The sequence below is a fragment of the Cupriavidus laharis genome (assembly GCF_914271435.1).
Classification (GTDB): Bacteria; Pseudomonadota; Gammaproteobacteria; order Burkholderiales; family Burkholderiaceae; genus Cupriavidus; species Cupriavidus laharis.
Genome location: NZ_CAJZAI010000015.1, coordinates 65806 through 82575, shown reverse-complemented (window position 1 = coordinate 82575; position 16770 = coordinate 65806). Strand labels below are relative to the sequence as shown.

Genomic DNA, 16770 nt, shown 5'->3' with positions numbered 1-16770 from the left:
GATGCCTGCGCGCCCATGAAAAAAGGCACCCGAAGGTGCCTTTGCCATGCCGTGCAAGTCCGGGATCAGAACTTGTGGCGGATACCGATGGCGGCGCCGAACATCGAGCTCTGACCATTGGCCAGCGCGTAGCTGTTGCCGAGGGAAAGGCTGGTGGCGTACGTGGTCGCCAGCGATTCCATCGTGAGGCCGGCGTTCTTGGCGTAGGCCGTGGTCAGGTAGACATCGGTACGCTTGGAGAAGGCGTAGTTCGCGATGAAGGCAACCTGCCACGGGTTGGCAACGTGTGTGTCGCCGAACAGGCTCTTGATGTTGTCGTAGTTGTACTCGAGCGTCAGCCCGATGGCCGGGGTGACCTGGTAGTTGGCACCGATCCAGTAGAAGTCGTCACGCTGGATCAGCACATCCGCCGCGTTCTTCTGCTGGCCCCAACGGTAGCCGCCCATGATCTTGGCAGGGCCATACGCATAGCTTGCTGCAACCGCAGCCTTCTTGACGGTGCCGTTGCCGGTACCGATGGTCGGATTCCACTGGTCGTAGCCAATGGTCGCGCCGAACGGGCCGGCACCGTAGGCCACTGCTGCACCGTAGCCCGTGTCACGCCGGAACTGGCCCGGGACTTCGCCGTTGCCGCCGATCGGCGTTGCCACGCCAACCGTAGCAGGCAAGGCCACGCCAGCCCCGAACGACCAGTGGGCCCCCGCCGTGATCGGGCCAAACTTGCCGGTGTACTTGATGGTGTTGTCTTCGCGGTAGTTCGGGCCTTGCTGCAGTACGACAGGTTCGTACTGGGTTGAATAGGCGGTAGGCGAGAAGTTGGCCAGGGCGTCGAACATCGAGACGTACTGGCGGCCGAAGGTGAACCGTCCAACGCTGTTGCTTTCCAGGCCCACGAACGACTGGCGACCAAACAGGCGGCCGCTTTGCTGGAGGCCGCCACTGTCACTGCTGAAGCCGCTTTCGAGCACGAACACGGCCTTCAGGCCTCCGCCGAGATCCTCCGTGCCGCGCAAGCCCCAGCGCGAGCCGGACAGGCCGCCCGCATCCATGCGGGCGACGGAATGGGACTGGCCGCGATTGAAGCCGTTGGTTGCCACCGGTACTGTGCCAACGTTGTTGACGTATTCGATGTTGGCGTCCACCACACCGTAAAGCGTCACGCTCGATTGTGCTTGTGCCGCACCAGCAAACGCGCCCAATGCCGCGAGCGCGATAAGCGATTTTTTCATGCTCTAGGATCTCCACTAATGATTGTTGTGTGGTCAGCGGGGAAACCTCCTGGGTCTCCATTCCCTGCTGCCAAACTTCGTGAGAAGTTGCGAAGCACTGTAACAAACAACCCTTAATTCACTATTCGGTGCCAACCCCTTTGTCTGCTTTTAACAACTCAGGGTTTTTGTGTACTTAGCGGTAAATTGCGAGGCCTGGCGTGGGGTGGCGGGAATTAGAGGCTTGCTACAATGCGGGTAATCCCGATGCTCTCGCCCGTCTGCGGCGGCATGATTCCCTGCTTTGGCAGGGGGGCAGGGCCGGGCCCGGATTTCCGGCCTTTTGCCTGATCGCTTTTTCATCCCTCTGGTCTTTTTGCTTTCCCGCATGGACACCTTCATCCGCGAATTCGACATGGCATTGCGCGCTATTGCCGGCGCCACGCGCTCGGGCCGTGCCAACCCGGCTGACCGGCTGGCGCCCGACGATGGGCAACTCAGTGCGGAGGAGCGCCATCACGTCGCCGGCCTCATGCGCATCAACCATGTCGGCGAGGTCTGCGCGCAGGCCCTCTACCAGGCGCAGAAGCTCACCGCGCGAAATGGCGAGGTGCGGGCCCAGATGGATGCAGCCGCGCGGGAGGAAGAGGACCACCTGGCCTGGTGCGCAGAGCGGCTGCGCGAACTGGATTCGCGGCCCAGCCTGCTGAATCCGCTGTGGTATGCCGGCGCCTTTGCCATCGGCTTCCTGGCCGGACGAGCCGGCGACCGCGTCAGCCTGGGCTTCGTGGCCGAGACCGAGCACCAGGTCGAGCAGCATCTGAGCGGCCACCTCGAACGCCTGCCTGCCGCCGATGGCCGCTCGCGCGTCATCCTCGAACAGATGCGCGATGACGAGATCCGCCACGGCGATGCCGCCCGCGCTGCCGGCGGCGTGCCGTTGCCCGCTCCGGTGCGCGCGCTGATGCGCGGCGCGTCGCGCGTGATGACTACCGCCGCGTACCGGATCTGACGATCCGGACGGGCCCTGCGCGGGGCCCGTGGCGGCGGCCTTGCCTGCCAAATGTTGTATCCTTCCCCACGGTTGCGGGCCGGTCTTTCCCGCACCGTCGGCAGTCCCTCCCCCCGGCAGTTCTCAGGTGGTTTCTCTGCTTTCCTCCCTAAGATCTTCATTTCATTAAGGATTCATGTTTGCCGTGCGCGCAGGTGTGCGCGCTAAGTCTTTGTTCTGATTCGAAAATCCCGGTTTGTTGCCCCGCAGCGAGCCTTGACCCGCCAAATTGCTTCCTCTAAAGTGGGAAATAGTGTGAGGAAGTGTATTTTTGTGTGAAATTGAGCCCTGTCCGTGGGATCATCCCCGGGTCGGGAACTGAGCGATTCACGCACGTGCCGGCAAGCCAGTCGCCGGCCGGACCGGGGGGCGAGCTTGTTTCAGGGAGCATCGGCGCTCTCGCTGGATGCCAAGGGGCGGATGTCCATTCCGTCGCGGCACCGGGAAGCGCTGCAACAGCAGGCCGAGGGCCGGGTGACGCTGACCAAGCACCCGGACGGCTGCCTGCTGCTGTTTCCCAGGCCCGAGTGGGAAAGTTTCCGGGAACGGATCGCGGCGCTGCCGATGGATGCGCACTGGTGGAAGCGCATCTTCCTGGGCAACGCCGCCGACGTGGAAATGGACGGCGCAGGCCGCGTGCTGATCGCACCGGAGCTGCGCAGTGCCGCCATGCTCGACAAGGAAGTCATGGTGCTCGGCATGGGCAGCCATTTCGAAGTCTGGGATGCCGCGACATACGCCGCCAAGGAACAGCAGGCGATGGCGCAGGGCATGCCGGAAGCATTGAAGAATTTCTCTTTCTGACGAGGTCATGAGTCCTACCGGATCGCCGGCAACCCCCGCCCTGCGCCATCGCACCGTGCTGCTGGACGAGGCCGTCGAGGCGCTGGTCTGGCGGCCGGACGGTGTTTACGTGGACGGCACCTTCGGCAGGGGAGGGCACAGCCGGGCGGTTCTGGCCCGGCTGGGGCCAGACGGGGCCCTCGTCGCGTTCGACAAGGACCCAGCAGCAATCGCAGAAGCGGGCACCATCCAGGATGCCCGCTTCTCCATTGAGCACGCGAGCTTTGCAGACATGGGCGAGCGCCTGGCCGGGCGCGGCCATGTGGCTGGCGTGCTGCTCGACCTGGGGATCAGCTCGCCCCAGATCGATGAGGCGGCGAGGGGGTTTTCCTTTCGTTTCGAGGGCCCGCTGGACATGCGCATGGACACCACGCGCGGCATCACCGCCGCCGAGTGGCTGGCGCAGGCGGAAGAGCAGGACATTGCCAGGGTGATACGAGACTATGGGGAAGAACGGTTTGCTGTACAGATTGCAAAGGCGATTGTTGCTCGCCGGCGCGAACCCGGCGATGGCGGACCCATCGCCACTACTGCCGACCTTGCCGCGCTCGTGGCGAAAGCCGTCAAAACACGCGAGAAGGGTCAGGACCCTGCGACCCGCACCTTTCAGGCTCTACGGATTCACGTCAATCAAGAGCTTGAGGACCTCGAAAGAGGGCTGAAGGCGGCCTATGAGCTGCTGCAGGTAGGGGGGCGCCTCGTGGTGATCAGCTTCCATTCGCTGGAGGACCGCATCGTCAAGCGGTTCATGGCGGCGCACGCCCGTCCCCAGCAGGATGCCGATCCGGCGCTGCGCCGCGCGCCGCTGCGTGCGGCCGACCTGCCGCAGCCCACGCTGCGCCTGCTGGGCCGCGTCAAGCCCGGCGCGCAGGAAATTGCCGACAACCCGCGCGCACGCTCGGCCGTGATGCGCGTGGCCGAGAAACTGGCGCCGGCCGCACCGGGCCGGGGGGCGGTGCCGGCATGAACCGACTGACCTTCTTCCTGCTCGCCGCGCTGATCTTCTGTGCGCTCTCGCTGGTCAGCGCGCAGCATCAGGCGCGCACGCTGTTTGTGGCGCTGGAGCGCGCGCAGGCCGAAGAAAGGCAGCTCGACATCGACTGGTCGCGGCTGCAGTACCAGCAAAGCGCGCTGGGCAAGAGCGCGCGCATTGCCGACGCGGCGCGCACCCAGCTGCGCATGGCGCCGGTCATGGCGGGCAAGACCCAGTACCTGTCGGGCATCGTGCTGCCGCAGGCAGCACCGGCGCCCGCGGCTGGCGCCTCCGCCCCTGCCGGGGAGGAACGTCCATGAGCATGGCACGCATCGGCGCCGCCTCGCGCAACCGCCCGAACAACTCGCGTCCGCGCACCGGCCAGTTCTCGGCCAGCCCCGTGCTGGGCCTGCGCCTGCCGATGTGGCGTTCCAAGTTCGTCGTGTTCCTGATGTTCGCGGCGTTCGTGGCGCTGGCCGTACGCGCGATGTGGATCCAGGGTCCCGGCAACCAGTTCTACGAGGCCGAAGGCAAGAAACGCTTCCAGCGCACGCTTGAGCTGCCGGCCACGCGCGGCAAGATCCTGGACCGCAACGGCCTGGTGCTGGCCACCAGCCTGCCGGTCAAGGCGATCTGGGCGGTGCCCGAAGACGTGCCCGACAAGGTCGAAGCCGCCAAGATCCGCCAGCTCGCGAAGCTGCTCGACATGTCCGAGAAGGAACTGGGCCGCAAGCTGTCGGAGGACAAGAGCTTTGTCTACCTGAAACGCCAGGTCCAGCCTGATGCGGCGGAGAAGATCGCCGCGCTGAAGATCGAAGGCATCCACCAGACCCGCGAGTACAAGCGCTTCTACCCGGAAGGCGAGGCGATGGCCCACATCGTCGGCTTCACCAATGTCGAGGACCGCGGCCAGGAAGGCGTGGAACTCGCGCGCGAAGCCGGCCTGGCCGGGCGCCCCGGCGCGCGCCAGGTGATCAAGGACCGCCTGGGCCGCGTGGTCGAGGACGTCGGCATCATCAAGACGCCGCGCGATGGCACGGACATGCAGCTGTCGATCGACGCCAAGATCCAGTACCTGGCCTACAACGAGCTGAAGGCGGTGGTCGAGCGCAGCAAGGCGAAGGCGGCCAGCGCGGTGGTGCTCGACGCGCAGACCGGCGAAGTGCTGGCGCTGGCCAACTGGCCAACCTACAACCCGAACGACCGCTCCCGGTTGTCGGGCGAACAGCTGCGCAACCGCGTGCTGACCGACACCTTCGAGCCGGGCTCGATGATGAAGCCGATCACCATCGGCCTTGCCCTGCAGCTCAAGCGCGTGACGCCGTCCACGGTGGTCGTTACCACCGGCAAGTACAACTTCGAAGGCGCCACCATCAGTGATACCCACAACTACGGCGCGCTGACCGTGGGCGGCGTGATCCAGAAGTCGAGCAATATCGGCACGACCAAGATCGCGATGATGATGAAGCCCCAGGAAATGTGGGACATGTTCACCAGCGTCGGCCTCGGCCAGGCGCCCAAGATCGGCTTCCCCGGTGCCGTGGCGGGGCGCGTGCGCCCGTACAAGAGCTGGCGCCCCATCGAGCAGGCCACCATGTCCTACGGCTACGGCCTGTCGGTGTCGCTGTTCCAGATGGCGCATGCCTACACGATCTTCGCGCATGACGGCGAGATCATCCCCGTGTCAATGTTCCGCACCAACGGCCCTGCCACCGGCGAACGCATCCTGTCGCCGCAGGTCGCCCGCGACGTGCGCGCCATGCTCGAGACCGTGACCGCGCCGGGCGGCACCGCGCCGGAAGCGCAGGTGATGGGCTACCGCGTCGGCGGCAAGACCGGCACCGCGTACAAGCACGAAGGCCGCGGCTACAACCGCAGCAAGTACCGCGCGTCGTTCATCGGCCTGGCGCCGATGTCGAACCCGCGCGTGATCGTGGCCGTCAGCGTGGACGAGCCGACCGCCGGCAGCCACTACGGCGGCGCCGTGGCCGGCCCGGTCTTTGCCGCGATTACCGGTGGCACGCTGCGCGCACTGAACGTCCAGCCCGACTCGCCGATCCGCCAGCTCGTGGTCAGCGACAAGGTCCAGGAAAGCGAACCGTGGAGCTCGACGCAATGACGGCCAAGCCGCTGCTCCCGCTCGAAATCACCGCACAGGCCAGCGACGCGCTGGCCTGGCTGCGTACCAGGGTGCCGGCCAATGCCCAGCTGACCGGCGACACGCGCCGGCTGGTGCGCGGCGACGTCTTTGTTGCCTACGTGCTCGGCAACGACCGCCTGTCGACCGACGGCCGGCCGCATATCGCGCAGGCCATTGCCGCGGGTGCCGGCGCCATCCTCTATGAGGCCGACGGGTACGACTGGCCGTTCGGCGACGCCGTGCCGCACCTGGCGCTGGACAACCTGTACCAGTTGGCCGGCCCGATCGCTGCCGGTTGGCACGGCAATCCTGCGCGCGGGCTGGCGGTGACCGGCATCACGGGCACCAATGGCAAGACCTCGTGCAGCCAGTGGCTGGCGCGTCTGCTGCAGGCCACCGGTACGCCATGCGCGACCATTGGCACGCTCGGAACCGGCTTTCCGGATGCGCTGCAGCCGACCGGCTTCACCACGCCGGACGCCGTGCAGTTGCAGGCCAGCCTGGCGAGCCTGCACGACGCCGGCGCGCGTGCGGTGACGATGGAAGTGTCTTCGCACGGGCTCGAGCAGGAGCGCGTGGCCGGCACGCACTTCTCGGTGGCGGTCCTGACCAACCTGACGCAGGACCATCTCGATTACCACGGCACCATGGCGGAGTACGAGGCCGCCAAGGTGCGCCTGTTCCGCTGGGACGGACTGCGCACCGCCGTGATCAACCGCGACGACGCGATGGGCCGGCGACTGCTGGCGTCCAATGGCGCGGCTATCCAGGCACCGCACGTGATCGAATACGGCATCGACGGCGCGGCGGGCGCCTCGGTCAGCGGGGCGCGTGGACAGTGGTTGCGTGCCACCGGTGTCCGCGCGACGGCGACCGGCACCGCCTTCCATATCGATGGCAGCTTCGGCAACGCCGATGTGGCCACGCCGATGATCGGCGCCTTCAACGTCAGCAACCTGCTCGCGGTGCTGGGGGCGGCGCTGGCCAATGGCGTGGCCTGGGACGCCGCACTCGCCGCACTGCGCGCGCTCTCGCCCGTGGACGGCCGCATGGAGCTGTTCGGTGCGCACGCGGGCCAGGACGGCCCGCTGGCCGTGGTCGATTACGCGCACACGCCCGACGCGCTGGAGAAGACGCTCGAAGCGCTGCGTCCGGTCGCGCAGGCGCGCAATGGCCGCCTGTGGTGCGTGTTCGGCTGCGGCGGCGACCGTGATCCGATCAAGCGTCCGCTGATGGGCGGCGTGGCCGAGCGCCTCGCGGACGAGATCGTGCTGACCAGCGACAACCCGCGCAGCGAGGATCCGCAGGACATCCTCGACGCCATTGCCGACGGCATGGCCGACCGCGCGCGCGGGCGCCAGATCGAGGACCGCGCCGCTGCCATCCTTTACGCAATCAAGCACGCGGCCGGTGCCGACGTGGTGCTGGTGGCCGGCAAGGGCCATGAGGCCACACAGGAAATCCAGGGCCGCAAGCGGCCGTTCTCGGACCGCGAGCATGTACGCCTGGCCCTCGCCACGCGGGGGGTATCGGCATGAGCCAATCAGTGATGACCAGTTTGCAGGAAGCCGCCGGCTGGATTGCCGGCGCGCGTGTTTCGGGCGACGGCACCCGGGGTTTTGCCCGCGTGCATACGGACAGCCGCACGGTCGAGCCGGGCGACCTGTTCGTTGCGCTCAAGGGCGAGCGCTTCGATGCCCATGATTTCGTCGCCGACGTGGTGGCGCGCGGCGCCGCCGCCGTGCTGGTGAGCCGCGATGTCGATGCCGGCGTGCCGGCCATCGTCGCGCCGGACACCCGCATCGCGCTCGGCGAACTCGGGGCCGGCTGGCGCCGCCAGTTCACGCTGCCGGCGGTAGCGGTGACGGGCAGCAACGGCAAGACCACGGTCAAGGAGATGATCGCGGCGATCTTCGCCGCGGCAGTGGGCGAAGATCATCGCCTGGCCACGGGCGGCAACCTGAACAACGACATCGGCCTGCCGCTGACGGTGCTGCGCCTGCGCGCGGCGCACCGGCTGGCGGTGCTTGAACTCGGCATGAACCATCCGGGCGAAACGGTCTACCTGGCCGGCATCGCCCAGCCGACCGTCGCGGTGATCACGAATGCCCAGCGCGAACACCAGGAATTCATGGTCAGCGTGGAAGCCGTGGCCCATGAGCACGCCGCGGCCATTGCCGCGCTGCCTGCCGATGGCGTGGCCGTGTTCCCGCTCGACGAGGAGAGCGGCGGCCAGCATGCCGCCATCTGGCGCGAGGCTGCCGGCACGCGCCGCGTGCTCAGCTTTGGCACCACGCCTGACGCGGACGTGCATGCCACCGTGGCGCTGGTCGACGGCGTGCAGGTGATGCAGGTCCGCGCACCGGGCCATGCGTTCGAGGTCCGCCTTGCCCTGCTCGGCACGCACAACGTCCGCAACGCGCTCGCGGCAACCGCGTGTGCGCTGGCTGCCGGCGTGCAGGTGCCGGCCATCCAGGAAGGACTGGCCGCGTTCAAGGCGGTCAAGGGCCGCCTGCAGGTCAAGCACACGCCGGGCGGCACGGTGGTGATCGACGACACCTACAACGCCAACCCTGATTCCATGCGTGCCGCGATCGACGTGCTGGCCGGGTTTGCCGCGCCGCGCCTGCTGGTGCTTGGCGACATGGGCGAAGTGGGCGACCAGGGGCCGGCCTTCCACACGGAGATCGGCGCCTATGCGCAGGCGCGTGGCATCGAAGCGTTATGGGCCACGGGTGAACTGGCCACGCATGCGGTGCAGGCTTTTGGCGCGGAGGGCAGGCATTTCGGCCGGGCAGAGGACCTCGCCCAGGCGCTGGGGGAAGACGCAGGGGGCATGGTGGCCAGGGCTGGCGCCGTGCTGGTGAAGGGATCGCGCTTCATGCGCATGGAACGGATCGTGGATGCGCTGGTCGCAGACACTTCCGCACACTAAGTAAGAAAACACGATGTTATTGGCTCTGGCCCAGTGGCTGCAAAACGATTACAGCTTCCTTCGGGTCGTCAACTACCTGACCTTCCGCGCGGTGATGGCCAACCTCACCGCGCTGGTGATCGGCCTCGCCGCCGGTCCGTGGGTCATCCGCAAGCTGACCGAACTGAAGGTCGGCCAGGCCGTGCGCACCATCGGCCCGCAGACCCACCTGGTCAAGTCCGGCACGCCGACCATGGGCGGCGTGCTGGTGCTAGTCTCCATCGCCATCTCCACTGTGCTGTGGTGCGACTGGGGCAACCGCTTCATCTGGGTGGTGATGCTGGTCACGATCGGCTACGGCGCCATCGGCTGGGTCGACGACTACCGCAAGGTGGTTTATCGCGACCCGCGCGGCATGTCGAGCCGCGAGAAGTTCTTCTGGCAGACGCTGATCGGGCTGGTCGCCGCCGTTTATCTCGCGTTCTCGGTCTCCGAGAGCAGCAATGTGCGGGTCTGGGACCTGTTCCTGAGCTGGGTCGAGGGCGGCCTGTCGCTGGACATGCCGTACAAGTCCAACCTGATCGTGCCCTTCTTCAAGGAAGTCAGCTACCCGCTCGGCGTGGCCGGCTTCATCGTGCTGACCTACCTGGTGATCGTCGGCTCCAGCAACGCGGTGAACCTGACCGACGGCCTCGACGGCCTGGTGATCATGCCCGTGGTGCTGGTCGGCAGCGGGCTGGGCGTGTTCGCCTATGTGATGGGCAGTTCGGTCTACAGCAAGTACCTGCTGTTCCCGCACATTCCCGGCGCAGGGGAGTTGCTGATCTTCTGCTCGGCGATGGCCGGCGCCGGCCTGGCCTTCCTCTGGTTCAACGCGCACCCGGCGCAGGTGTTCATGGGCGACGTCGGCGCGCTGGCGCTGGGCGGCGCGCTCGGCACCGTGGCCGTGATCGTACGCCAGGAGATCGTGCTGTTCGTGATGGGCGGCATCTTCGTGGTGGAAACCGTGTCGGTGATGCTGCAGGTCACGTGGTTCAAGATCACCAAGCGCCGCTATGGCGAAGGGCGCCGGCTCTTCCGCATGGCGCCGCTGCACCACCATTTCGAGCTGAGCGGCTGGAAGGAAACGCAGGTCACCGTGCGGTTCTGGATCATCACCATGCTGCTGGTGCTGATCGGGTTGTCCACGCTGAAGCTGCGCTGATCCCGGCGCTCTCTATATAGACAACAGGATTACTGAACTCAAAAGGCAGGAATACGAAGTGTTTGGCGAGCTGCAAAAACCTCATGTGCTGGTACTGGGCCTCGGCGAATCGGGGCTGGCCATGGCGCGCTGGTGTGGCCTGAATGGCTGCGCGGTGCGCGTGGCCGACACGCGCGAGGCCCCCGCCAACCTTGCCTTCCTGCAGGCCGAGCTGATGTCGGCCGAGTTCGTGGGCGGTCCGTTTGCCGAAAGCCTGCTCGACGGCATCGGCCTGGTGGCGATCAGCCCGGGCCTGTCGCCGCTGGAGTCCGGCACCGGCGCATTGCTGGCCACGGCGCGGGGGCGCGGCATCCCGGTGTGGGGCGAGATCGAGCTGTTCGCGCGCGCGCTGGCGCACCTGCAGGCCGAGTCCGGCTATGCGCCGAAGGTGCTGGCAATTACCGGCACCAATGGCAAGACCACCACCACGGCGCTGACCGGCCGTCTTGTGGAGCGCGCCGGCAAGAGCGTGGCGGTGGCCGGCAATATCAGCCCGTCGGCGCTGGACAAGCTGTCGGCCTGCATTGCCTCGGCCACGCTGCCCGACGTCTGGGTGCTGGAGCTGTCGAGCTTCCAGCTCGAAACCACGCACACGCTGGCGCCGCACGCGGCGACCGTGCTCAACGTCACGCAGGACCACCTCGACTGGCATGGCTCGATGGAAGCCTATGCCGCGTCCAAGGCGCGCATCTTCGGCCCGGCCGGCACGGCCTGCGTGCAGGTGCTGAACCGCAATGACCGCCTGACCATGGACATGGCCCGTCCGGGCACGGCGCCGGTGACGTTCGGCACCGACCTGCCCGAGACGCCCGGCAGCTTCGGCGTGCTGCGCGAGGGCGGCATGCCCTGGCTGGTGCTGGCCGAACCCGATACGGAGGCGGAAGGGGAGGGCAAGCCGCGCCGCCGCAAGGCCGATGCCGCCGCGCAGGAAGCCGTGCCGGTGCGCCACAAGCGCCTGATGCCGGCCGACGCGCTGCACATCCGCGGCATGCACAACGCCACCAACGCCATGGCGGCGCTGGCGCTGTGCCGGGCCATCGACCTGCCGCTCAACGCGCTGCTGCACGGCCTGCGCGAGTACCGTGGCGAGCCGCACCGCGTGGAGTGGGTCGCGACGATTGACGACATCGAGTATTTCGACGACAGCAAGGGCACCAACGTGGGCGCCACGGTGGCCGCGCTGTCCGGGCTGGACAAGCGCGTCGTGCTGATCGCCGGCGGCGAAGGCAAGGGGCAGGACTTCTCGCCGCTGGCCGCGCCGGTGGCGCAATACGCGCGTGCGGTGGTGCTGATCGGACGTGCCGCTGGCGAGCTGCGCGATGCGCTGCAGGGCAGCGGTGCGTCGCTGGTCGACGCTGCCACGCTCGAAGACGCCGTGAACAAGGCGGCGGAACTGGCCGAGCGCGGCGACGTGGTGCTGCTGTCGCCGGCCTGTGCCAGCCTGGACATGTTCCGCAACTATGTGCACCGCGCCGAAGTGTTCCGGTCGGCGGTGGAAGAACTGGCCCTGTCGCGGGGGATCATGCCATGAGTGACTCGCAGGTCAAGCGCAGCGGTTTCATCGGCGCCACCATCGGCAACGCCTGGGGTGGCCTGCGCGACGCGGTATCCGGCGTCAAGCCGACCCGCTCGCGCATGATGGAGTACGACCAGCCCCTGCTGTGGGTGGCGATCGTGCTGCTCGCGCTCGGCCTGGTGATGGTCTACTCGGCCTCGATCGCGCTGCCGGATTCGCCGCGCTACGCCAACTACCGCGAAAGCCACTTCCTGGTGCGGCATGCGTTCGCGCTGCTGATCGGGTTTTCGGTGGGGCTGGCGGCATTCCAGATTCCGGTCAAGGTGTGGGACCGCTACGCGCCCAAGCTCTTCATCATCGCGCTCCTGCTGCTGGTGGTGGTGCTGGTGCCGTTCGTCGGCAAGGGCGTGAACGGCGCGCGCCGCTGGATCCCGCTCGGCGTCATGAACTTCCAGCCGTCGGAGCTGATGAAGCTGGCCGTGGTGCTGTACGCCGCCAACTACACGGTGCGCAAGCAGGAGTGGATGCAGACTGTGTCCAAGGGCTTCCTGCCAATGGGTGTGGCCGTGGTGGTGGTCGGCATGCTGCTGCTGCTCGAGCCCGACATGGGGGCGTTCCTGGTGATTGCCGCAGTGGCCATGGGCATCCTGTTCCTGGGCGGCATCAACGGCAAGCTGTTCGCCGGGCTGGTCGGCGTGGCGGTCGGCGCGTTCGCGCTGCTGATCACGGCGTCGCCATGGCGGCGCGAGCGGATTTTCGCGTACCTCAACCCGTGGGAAGAGAGCAATGCGCTCGGCAAGGCCTACCAGCTCACGCACTCGCTGATCGCCTTCGGGCGCGGGGAGTGGACCGGCGTCGGCCTGGGCGGCAGCATCGAGAAGCTGCACTACCTGCCCGAAGCGCATACCGACTTCATCCTCGCCGTGATCGGCGAGGAATTCGGCTTCGTGGGCGTGCTGGTCGTCATCATCCTGTTCTACTGGATGGTGCGCCGCGCGTTCAATATCGGCCGCACCGCACTGCAGCTCGACCGCACCTTTGCCGGCCTGGTGGCCAAGGGCATCGGCGTGTGGATCGGCTGGCAGACCTTCATCAATATGGGCGTGAACTTGGGCCTGCTGCCGACCAAGGGGCTGACGCTGCCGCTGGTGAGCTATGGCGGCTCGGGCATCCTGATGAATTGCATGGCGCTGGCGATCCTGCTGCGCATTGACTATGAAAACCGGGTATTGATGCGCGGAGGCAAGGTATGAAGCTGACGCGCCCAATCCAACGTCGTCCCCGCGCAGGCGGGGACCCAGCGGCTTTTGCCGGCGTTTCAAACACACTGGATTCCCGCCTGCGCGGGAATGACGGTGAGATGCGCGGAGGCAAGGTATGACGCAGCAGCGCACCTTGCTCGTGATGGCCGGCGGCACCGGGGGGCACGTCTTCCCGGGGCTGGCGGTCGCGCATGCGCTGCGCGAGCAGGGCTGGAAGGTGGTCTGGCTGGGCAACCGTACCGGCATGGAGGCCACGCTGGTGCCCAGGCACGACATCCCGATGGAGTTCATCCAGTTCGGCGGGCTGCGCGGCAAGGGGCTGGTGACCAAGTTCCTGCTGCCGCTGAACCTGCTGCGCGCGTTCTGGCAGAGCCTCGGCGCGCTGCGCCGCGTGCGTCCGAGCGTGGTGCTGGGCATGGGTGGCTATATCACCTTCCCGGCGGGCATGATGGCCTCGCTGATCGGGCGCCCGCTGGTGCTGCACGAGCAGAACTCGATCGCCGGGCTGGCCAACAAGGTGCTGGCCAAGGTCGCGGACCGCGTGCTGTGCGCGTTTCCGGACACGCTGCCTGGCAGCGAGTGGACCGGCAACCCGGTGCGCGAAGAGCTGGCGCATATGGCGGAGCCCGAGGCGCGCTATGACCAGCGTACCGGTCCGCTGAACGTACTGGTGGTTGGCGGCAGCCTGGGCGCCGCGGCGCTCAACGAAGTCGTGCCGAAGGCCATCGCCATGCTGCCGGAAGATCAGCGTCCGGTGGTTACGCACCAGGCGGGGGCGAAGCAGATCGACACATTGCGCGCGAACTATGCCGCCGCGCAGGTGTCTGCACAGACCGTGCCTTTTATCGACGACATGGCGAAGGCGTATGCCGACGCCGACCTGGTGATCTGCCGCGCGGGCGCGATGACGGTGTCGGAAGTGGCGGCCGCCGGTGTGGCGGCGCTGTTCGTGCCGTTCCCGCATGCGGTGGACGATCACCAGACGACCAATGCGGAATTCCTGTCGAAGCAGGGCGCGGCCCTGCTCGTGCAGCAAAAAGAACTGACGGCGGACGGGCTGGCGAAAACCATCGCCGGCCTGAACCGGCCGCAACTGAAAGAGATGGCGCGCCTGGCGCGCGGACTGGCCAAGCCTGAGGCGACCCGGCGCGTAGCCGAGGTGTGCAGCCAGATGGCCAGGGACTGAAGCCCAATACATGTAGTGACTCAATGAAGCATATCGTCAAGAACATCCACTTCGTAGGCATCGGCGGCGCCGGCATGAGCGGCATCGCCGAGGTCCTGTTGAACCTGGGCTACAAGGTCTCGGGTTCCGATGTGGGCAGCAATGCCGCCACGCGGCGCCTGGCCTCGCTGGGCGCCACGGTCATGCACGGGCATGACGCGGCCAATATCACCGGCGCCAACGCCGTGGTGGTTTCCACTGCCGTGGGCGGCGACAACCCCGAAGTGCTGGCGGCCCGCAGCAAGCGCATCCCGGTGGTGCCGCGCGCGGTGATGCTGGCCGAACTGATGCGCCTGAAGCAGGGCGTGGCCATCGCCGGCACGCACGGCAAGACCACTACGACGAGCCTGGTGGCCTCGGTGCTGGCCGAAGGCGGGCTGGACCCGACCTTCGTGATCGGCGGCCGCCTGAATTCCGCCGGCGCCAACGCGCGCCTGGGCACGGGCGACTTCATCGTGGCCGAGGCGGACGAATCCGACGCGTCGTTCCTCAACCTGTTCCCGGTCATCGAGGTCATCACCAATATCGATGCCGACCACATGGACACCTACGGCCACGACTTTGCGCGGCTCAAGCAGGCGTTCGTCGAATTCACGCAGCGCCTGCCGTTCTACGGCATCGCCGTGCTCTGCGTGGACGACCCGAACGTGCGCGAGATCCTGCCGTTCGTGTCCAAGCCGGTGGTGCGCTACGGCTTTGCCGAGGACGCCCAGATCCGCGCGGTCAACGCACGCGCCGTCGACGGCCAGATGCATTTCACCGTGCTGCGCCAGCTCAACGGCAATACCGAGCCACCGCTGGACGTGGTGCTGAACCTGCCGGGCCTGCACAACGTGCAGAACGCGCTCGCCGCGATCGCCATCGCCACCGAACTCGAGGTGCCCGACGCCGCCATCGTCAAGGCGCTGCGCGAGTTCCACGGTGTGGGACGCCGCTTCCAGCGCTACGGCGAAGTGGCCACGGCGGACGGCACCGGCACGTTCACGCTGGTCGACGACTACGGCCACCACCCGGTGGAAATGGCCGCCACGCTCGCTGCCGCGCGTGGCGCATTCCCGGACCGCCGCCTGGTGCTGGCGTTCCAGCCGCACCGGTTCACGCGTACGCGCGATTGTTTCGAGGATTTCGTCAAGGTGCTGGGCACCGTTGACGCGCTGTTGCTGGCGGAAGTCTATGCCGCCGGCGAAGCGCCGATCGTCGCGGCCGATGGCCGCGCGCTGACCCGTGCCCTGCGTGTGGCAGGCAAGGTCGAACCTGTTTTCGTGGAGCAGATGGAGGAGATGCCGCAGGCCATCATGAGTGCCGCCCGGCCCGGCGATGTGGTCGTGACCATGGGGGCCGGCTCGATCGGCGCGGTGCCGGGGCAAGTGGTCTCGCATCAGCAGCCGCTGCAGGCCGGAGGTGCGGCATGAGCTTCGTCGCCCATCCCAAGATCGACCCGAAATCGCTGGGCAAGGTCGGCGTGCTGTACGGTGGCCGCTCGGCCGAGCGCGAGATCTCGCTGATGTCCGGCAGCGGCGTGCTGGCCGCGCTGCAGTCGCGCGGCGTCGACGCGCATGGTTTCGATCCGGGCAAGCAGGGCGTGGCCGAATTGGCAGCGGCGGGTTTTGACCGCGTCTTTATCGCGCTGCACGGCCGCTACGGCGAGGACGGCACCATGCAGGGCCTGCTCGAGCAGCTCGGCGTGCCCTACACGGGCAGCGGCGTGCTGGCTTCCGCGCTGGCGATGGACAAGCAGGCGACCAAGCGCTTGTGGATGACGCACGACCTGTCCACGCCGCGCTTCGCCATGCTGTATGCCGATACGGATTTCGACGCGGTCGTGGCCGACCTGGGTCTGCCGCTGATCGTCAAGCCGGCGCGCGAGGGCTCGTCGATCGGCCTGAGCAAGGTCACCGACGCGTCGCAGATGCGCGAAGCCTTCGAGAAGGCGGCGGCGCTGGACAACGACGTCATCGCCGAGACCTTCATCGACGGCGCCGAGCTGACCTGCCCGATCGTCGGGGAGGGCGCCACGGCCGAAGCGCTGCCGGTGATCCGCATCGTCGCGCCGGATTCCAACTACGACTATCAAAATAAGTACTTTACTGACGATACCCAATATCTGTGTCCGTCGGGCCTGAGCGCCGAGGTTGAGCGCGAAGTGCAGCAACTGGCGGTGCAGGCCTACCGCGTGCTGGGCTGCCGTGGCTGGGCGCGCGCGGACGTGATGCTGCGCGCCGACGGCAAGCCTTTCCTGCTTGAGATGAATACCTCGCCGGGCATGACCGGCCATTCGCTGGTGCCGATGGCCGCGCGCGCGGCTGGCATCAGCTATGAGGACTTCGTCATGCAGGTGGTGGCCGCCGCGACGCTGGACCTGCATCCGAACGAACACTGGAAACCCGAATAACCC

General features: G+C 67.2%; 14 protein-coding genes. 13 read left to right on the top strand and 1 reads right to left on the bottom strand.

Annotated features, from left to right (window positions below; genetic code table 11):
- Positions 1 to 65: 65 nt before the first annotated feature.
- Positions 66 to 1229, bottom strand: a complete 1164-nt coding sequence (locus LDO29_RS23060) for a porin (protein WP_224082056.1) — start codon at positions 1227 to 1229, stop codon at positions 66 to 68.
- Positions 1230 to 1596: 367 nt separating this feature from the next.
- Between LDO29_RS23060 and coq7 the strand changes: the two genes are divergently transcribed.
- The 13 genes from coq7 to LDO29_RS22995 all read left to right on the top strand — a co-directional run bounded on the left by coq7 (position 1597) and on the right by LDO29_RS22995 (position 16767).
- Positions 1597 to 2220 (top strand): 2-polyprenyl-3-methyl-6-methoxy-1,4-benzoquinone monooxygenase, encoded by a 624-nt coding sequence (coq7, locus tag LDO29_RS23055; protein ID WP_224082055.1) that lies wholly within the window; start codon positions 1597 to 1599, stop codon positions 2218 to 2220.
- Between the two features lie 414 nt (positions 2221 to 2634).
- Positions 2635 to 3063 carry a division/cell wall cluster transcriptional repressor MraZ gene (gene mraZ / locus LDO29_RS23050; RefSeq protein ID WP_224082054.1) on the top strand — a complete coding sequence of 143 codons (429 nt, stop codon included), beginning with the start codon at positions 2635 to 2637 and terminating at the stop codon, positions 3061 to 3063.
- 7 nt (positions 3064 to 3070) lie between these two features.
- On the top strand, positions 3071 to 4069 hold the full coding sequence (gene rsmH, locus LDO29_RS23045) for a 16S rRNA (cytosine(1402)-N(4))-methyltransferase RsmH (protein ID WP_224082053.1): 999 nt from the start codon (positions 3071 to 3073) through the stop codon (positions 4067 to 4069).
- A complete protein-coding gene (ftsL, locus tag LDO29_RS23040) occupies positions 4066 to 4395 on the top strand; it encodes a cell division protein FtsL (protein ID WP_224082052.1) in 330 nt (109 codons plus the stop codon). The genes rsmH and ftsL overlap by 4 nt, the downstream gene beginning before the upstream one ends.
- Positions 4392 to 6194, top strand: a complete 1803-nt coding sequence (locus LDO29_RS23035) for a peptidoglycan D,D-transpeptidase FtsI family protein (RefSeq protein WP_224082051.1) — start codon at positions 4392 to 4394, stop codon at positions 6192 to 6194. Before ftsL ends, LDO29_RS23035 begins: the two co-directional genes overlap by 4 nt.
- The gene (locus tag LDO29_RS23030; protein WP_224082078.1) at positions 6191 to 7753 is read left to right on the top strand and encodes a UDP-N-acetylmuramoyl-L-alanyl-D-glutamate--2,6-diaminopimelate ligase; all 1563 of its coding nucleotides are present in this window, start codon (positions 6191 to 6193) and stop codon (positions 7751 to 7753) included. The genes LDO29_RS23035 and LDO29_RS23030 overlap by 4 nt, the downstream gene beginning before the upstream one ends.
- Positions 7750 to 9150, top strand: a complete 1401-nt coding sequence (locus tag LDO29_RS23025) for a UDP-N-acetylmuramoyl-tripeptide--D-alanyl-D-alanine ligase (protein ID WP_224082050.1) — start codon at positions 7750 to 7752, stop codon at positions 9148 to 9150. Before LDO29_RS23030 ends, LDO29_RS23025 begins: the two co-directional genes overlap by 4 nt.
- Before the next feature lie 13 nt (positions 9151 to 9163).
- The gene (mraY, locus tag LDO29_RS23020; RefSeq protein ID WP_224082049.1) at positions 9164 to 10333 is read left to right on the top strand and encodes a phospho-N-acetylmuramoyl-pentapeptide-transferase; all 1170 of its coding nucleotides are present in this window, start codon (positions 9164 to 9166) and stop codon (positions 10331 to 10333) included.
- A 58-nt stretch (positions 10334 to 10391) separates the two neighbouring features.
- The gene (gene murD / locus LDO29_RS23015) at positions 10392 to 11903 is read left to right on the top strand and encodes a UDP-N-acetylmuramoyl-L-alanine--D-glutamate ligase (RefSeq protein ID WP_224082048.1); all 1512 of its coding nucleotides are present in this window, start codon (positions 10392 to 10394) and stop codon (positions 11901 to 11903) included.
- The gene (gene ftsW / locus LDO29_RS23010) at positions 11900 to 13141 is read left to right on the top strand and encodes a putative lipid II flippase FtsW (protein ID WP_224082047.1); all 1242 of its coding nucleotides are present in this window, start codon (positions 11900 to 11902) and stop codon (positions 13139 to 13141) included. The genes murD and ftsW overlap by 4 nt, the downstream gene beginning before the upstream one ends.
- 124 nt (positions 13142 to 13265) lie before the next feature.
- Positions 13266 to 14336 carry an undecaprenyldiphospho-muramoylpentapeptide beta-N-acetylglucosaminyltransferase gene (murG, locus tag LDO29_RS23005; RefSeq protein WP_224082046.1) on the top strand — a complete coding sequence of 357 codons (1071 nt, stop codon included), beginning with the start codon at positions 13266 to 13268 and terminating at the stop codon, positions 14334 to 14336.
- A 23-nt stretch (positions 14337 to 14359) separates the two neighbouring features.
- The gene (gene murC, locus LDO29_RS23000; RefSeq protein ID WP_224082045.1) at positions 14360 to 15787 is read left to right on the top strand and encodes a UDP-N-acetylmuramate--L-alanine ligase; all 1428 of its coding nucleotides are present in this window, start codon (positions 14360 to 14362) and stop codon (positions 15785 to 15787) included.
- Complete coding sequence (locus LDO29_RS22995; RefSeq protein ID WP_224082044.1) at positions 15784 to 16767, top strand: D-alanine--D-alanine ligase; 984 nt, start codon at positions 15784 to 15786, stop codon at positions 16765 to 16767. Before murC ends, LDO29_RS22995 begins: the two co-directional genes overlap by 4 nt.
- The last annotated feature ends 3 nt before the right edge of the window (positions 16768 to 16770 follow it).

Coding starts and splice junctions, on each gene's coding strand:
- LDO29_RS23025 (WP_224082050.1), top strand. CDS start 7,750: ATGAGCCAATCAGTGATGACCAGTTTGCAGGAAGCCGCCGGCTGGATT.
- murC (WP_224082045.1), top strand. CDS start 14,360: ATGAAGCATATCGTCAAGAACATCCACTTCGTAGGCATCGGCGGCGCC.
- rsmH (WP_224082053.1), top strand. CDS start 3,071: ATGAGTCCTACCGGATCGCCGGCAACCCCCGCCCTGCGCCATCGCACC.
- LDO29_RS23030 (WP_224082078.1), top strand. CDS start 6,191: ATGACGGCCAAGCCGCTGCTCCCGCTCGAAATCACCGCACAGGCCAGC.
- ftsW (WP_224082047.1), top strand. CDS start 11,900: ATGAGTGACTCGCAGGTCAAGCGCAGCGGTTTCATCGGCGCCACCATC.
- coq7 (WP_224082055.1), top strand. CDS start 1,597: ATGGACACCTTCATCCGCGAATTCGACATGGCATTGCGCGCTATTGCC.
- LDO29_RS23060 (WP_224082056.1), bottom strand. CDS start 1,229: ATGAAAAAATCGCTTATCGCGCTCGCGGCATTGGGCGCGTTTGCTGGT.
- mraY (WP_224082049.1), top strand. CDS start 9,164: ATGTTATTGGCTCTGGCCCAGTGGCTGCAAAACGATTACAGCTTCCTT.
- murG (WP_224082046.1), top strand. CDS start 13,266: ATGACGCAGCAGCGCACCTTGCTCGTGATGGCCGGCGGCACCGGGGGG.
- ftsL (WP_224082052.1), top strand. CDS start 4,066: ATGAACCGACTGACCTTCTTCCTGCTCGCCGCGCTGATCTTCTGTGCG.
- LDO29_RS23035 (WP_224082051.1), top strand. CDS start 4,392: ATGAGCATGGCACGCATCGGCGCCGCCTCGCGCAACCGCCCGAACAAC.
- LDO29_RS22995 (WP_224082044.1), top strand. CDS start 15,784: ATGAGCTTCGTCGCCCATCCCAAGATCGACCCGAAATCGCTGGGCAAG.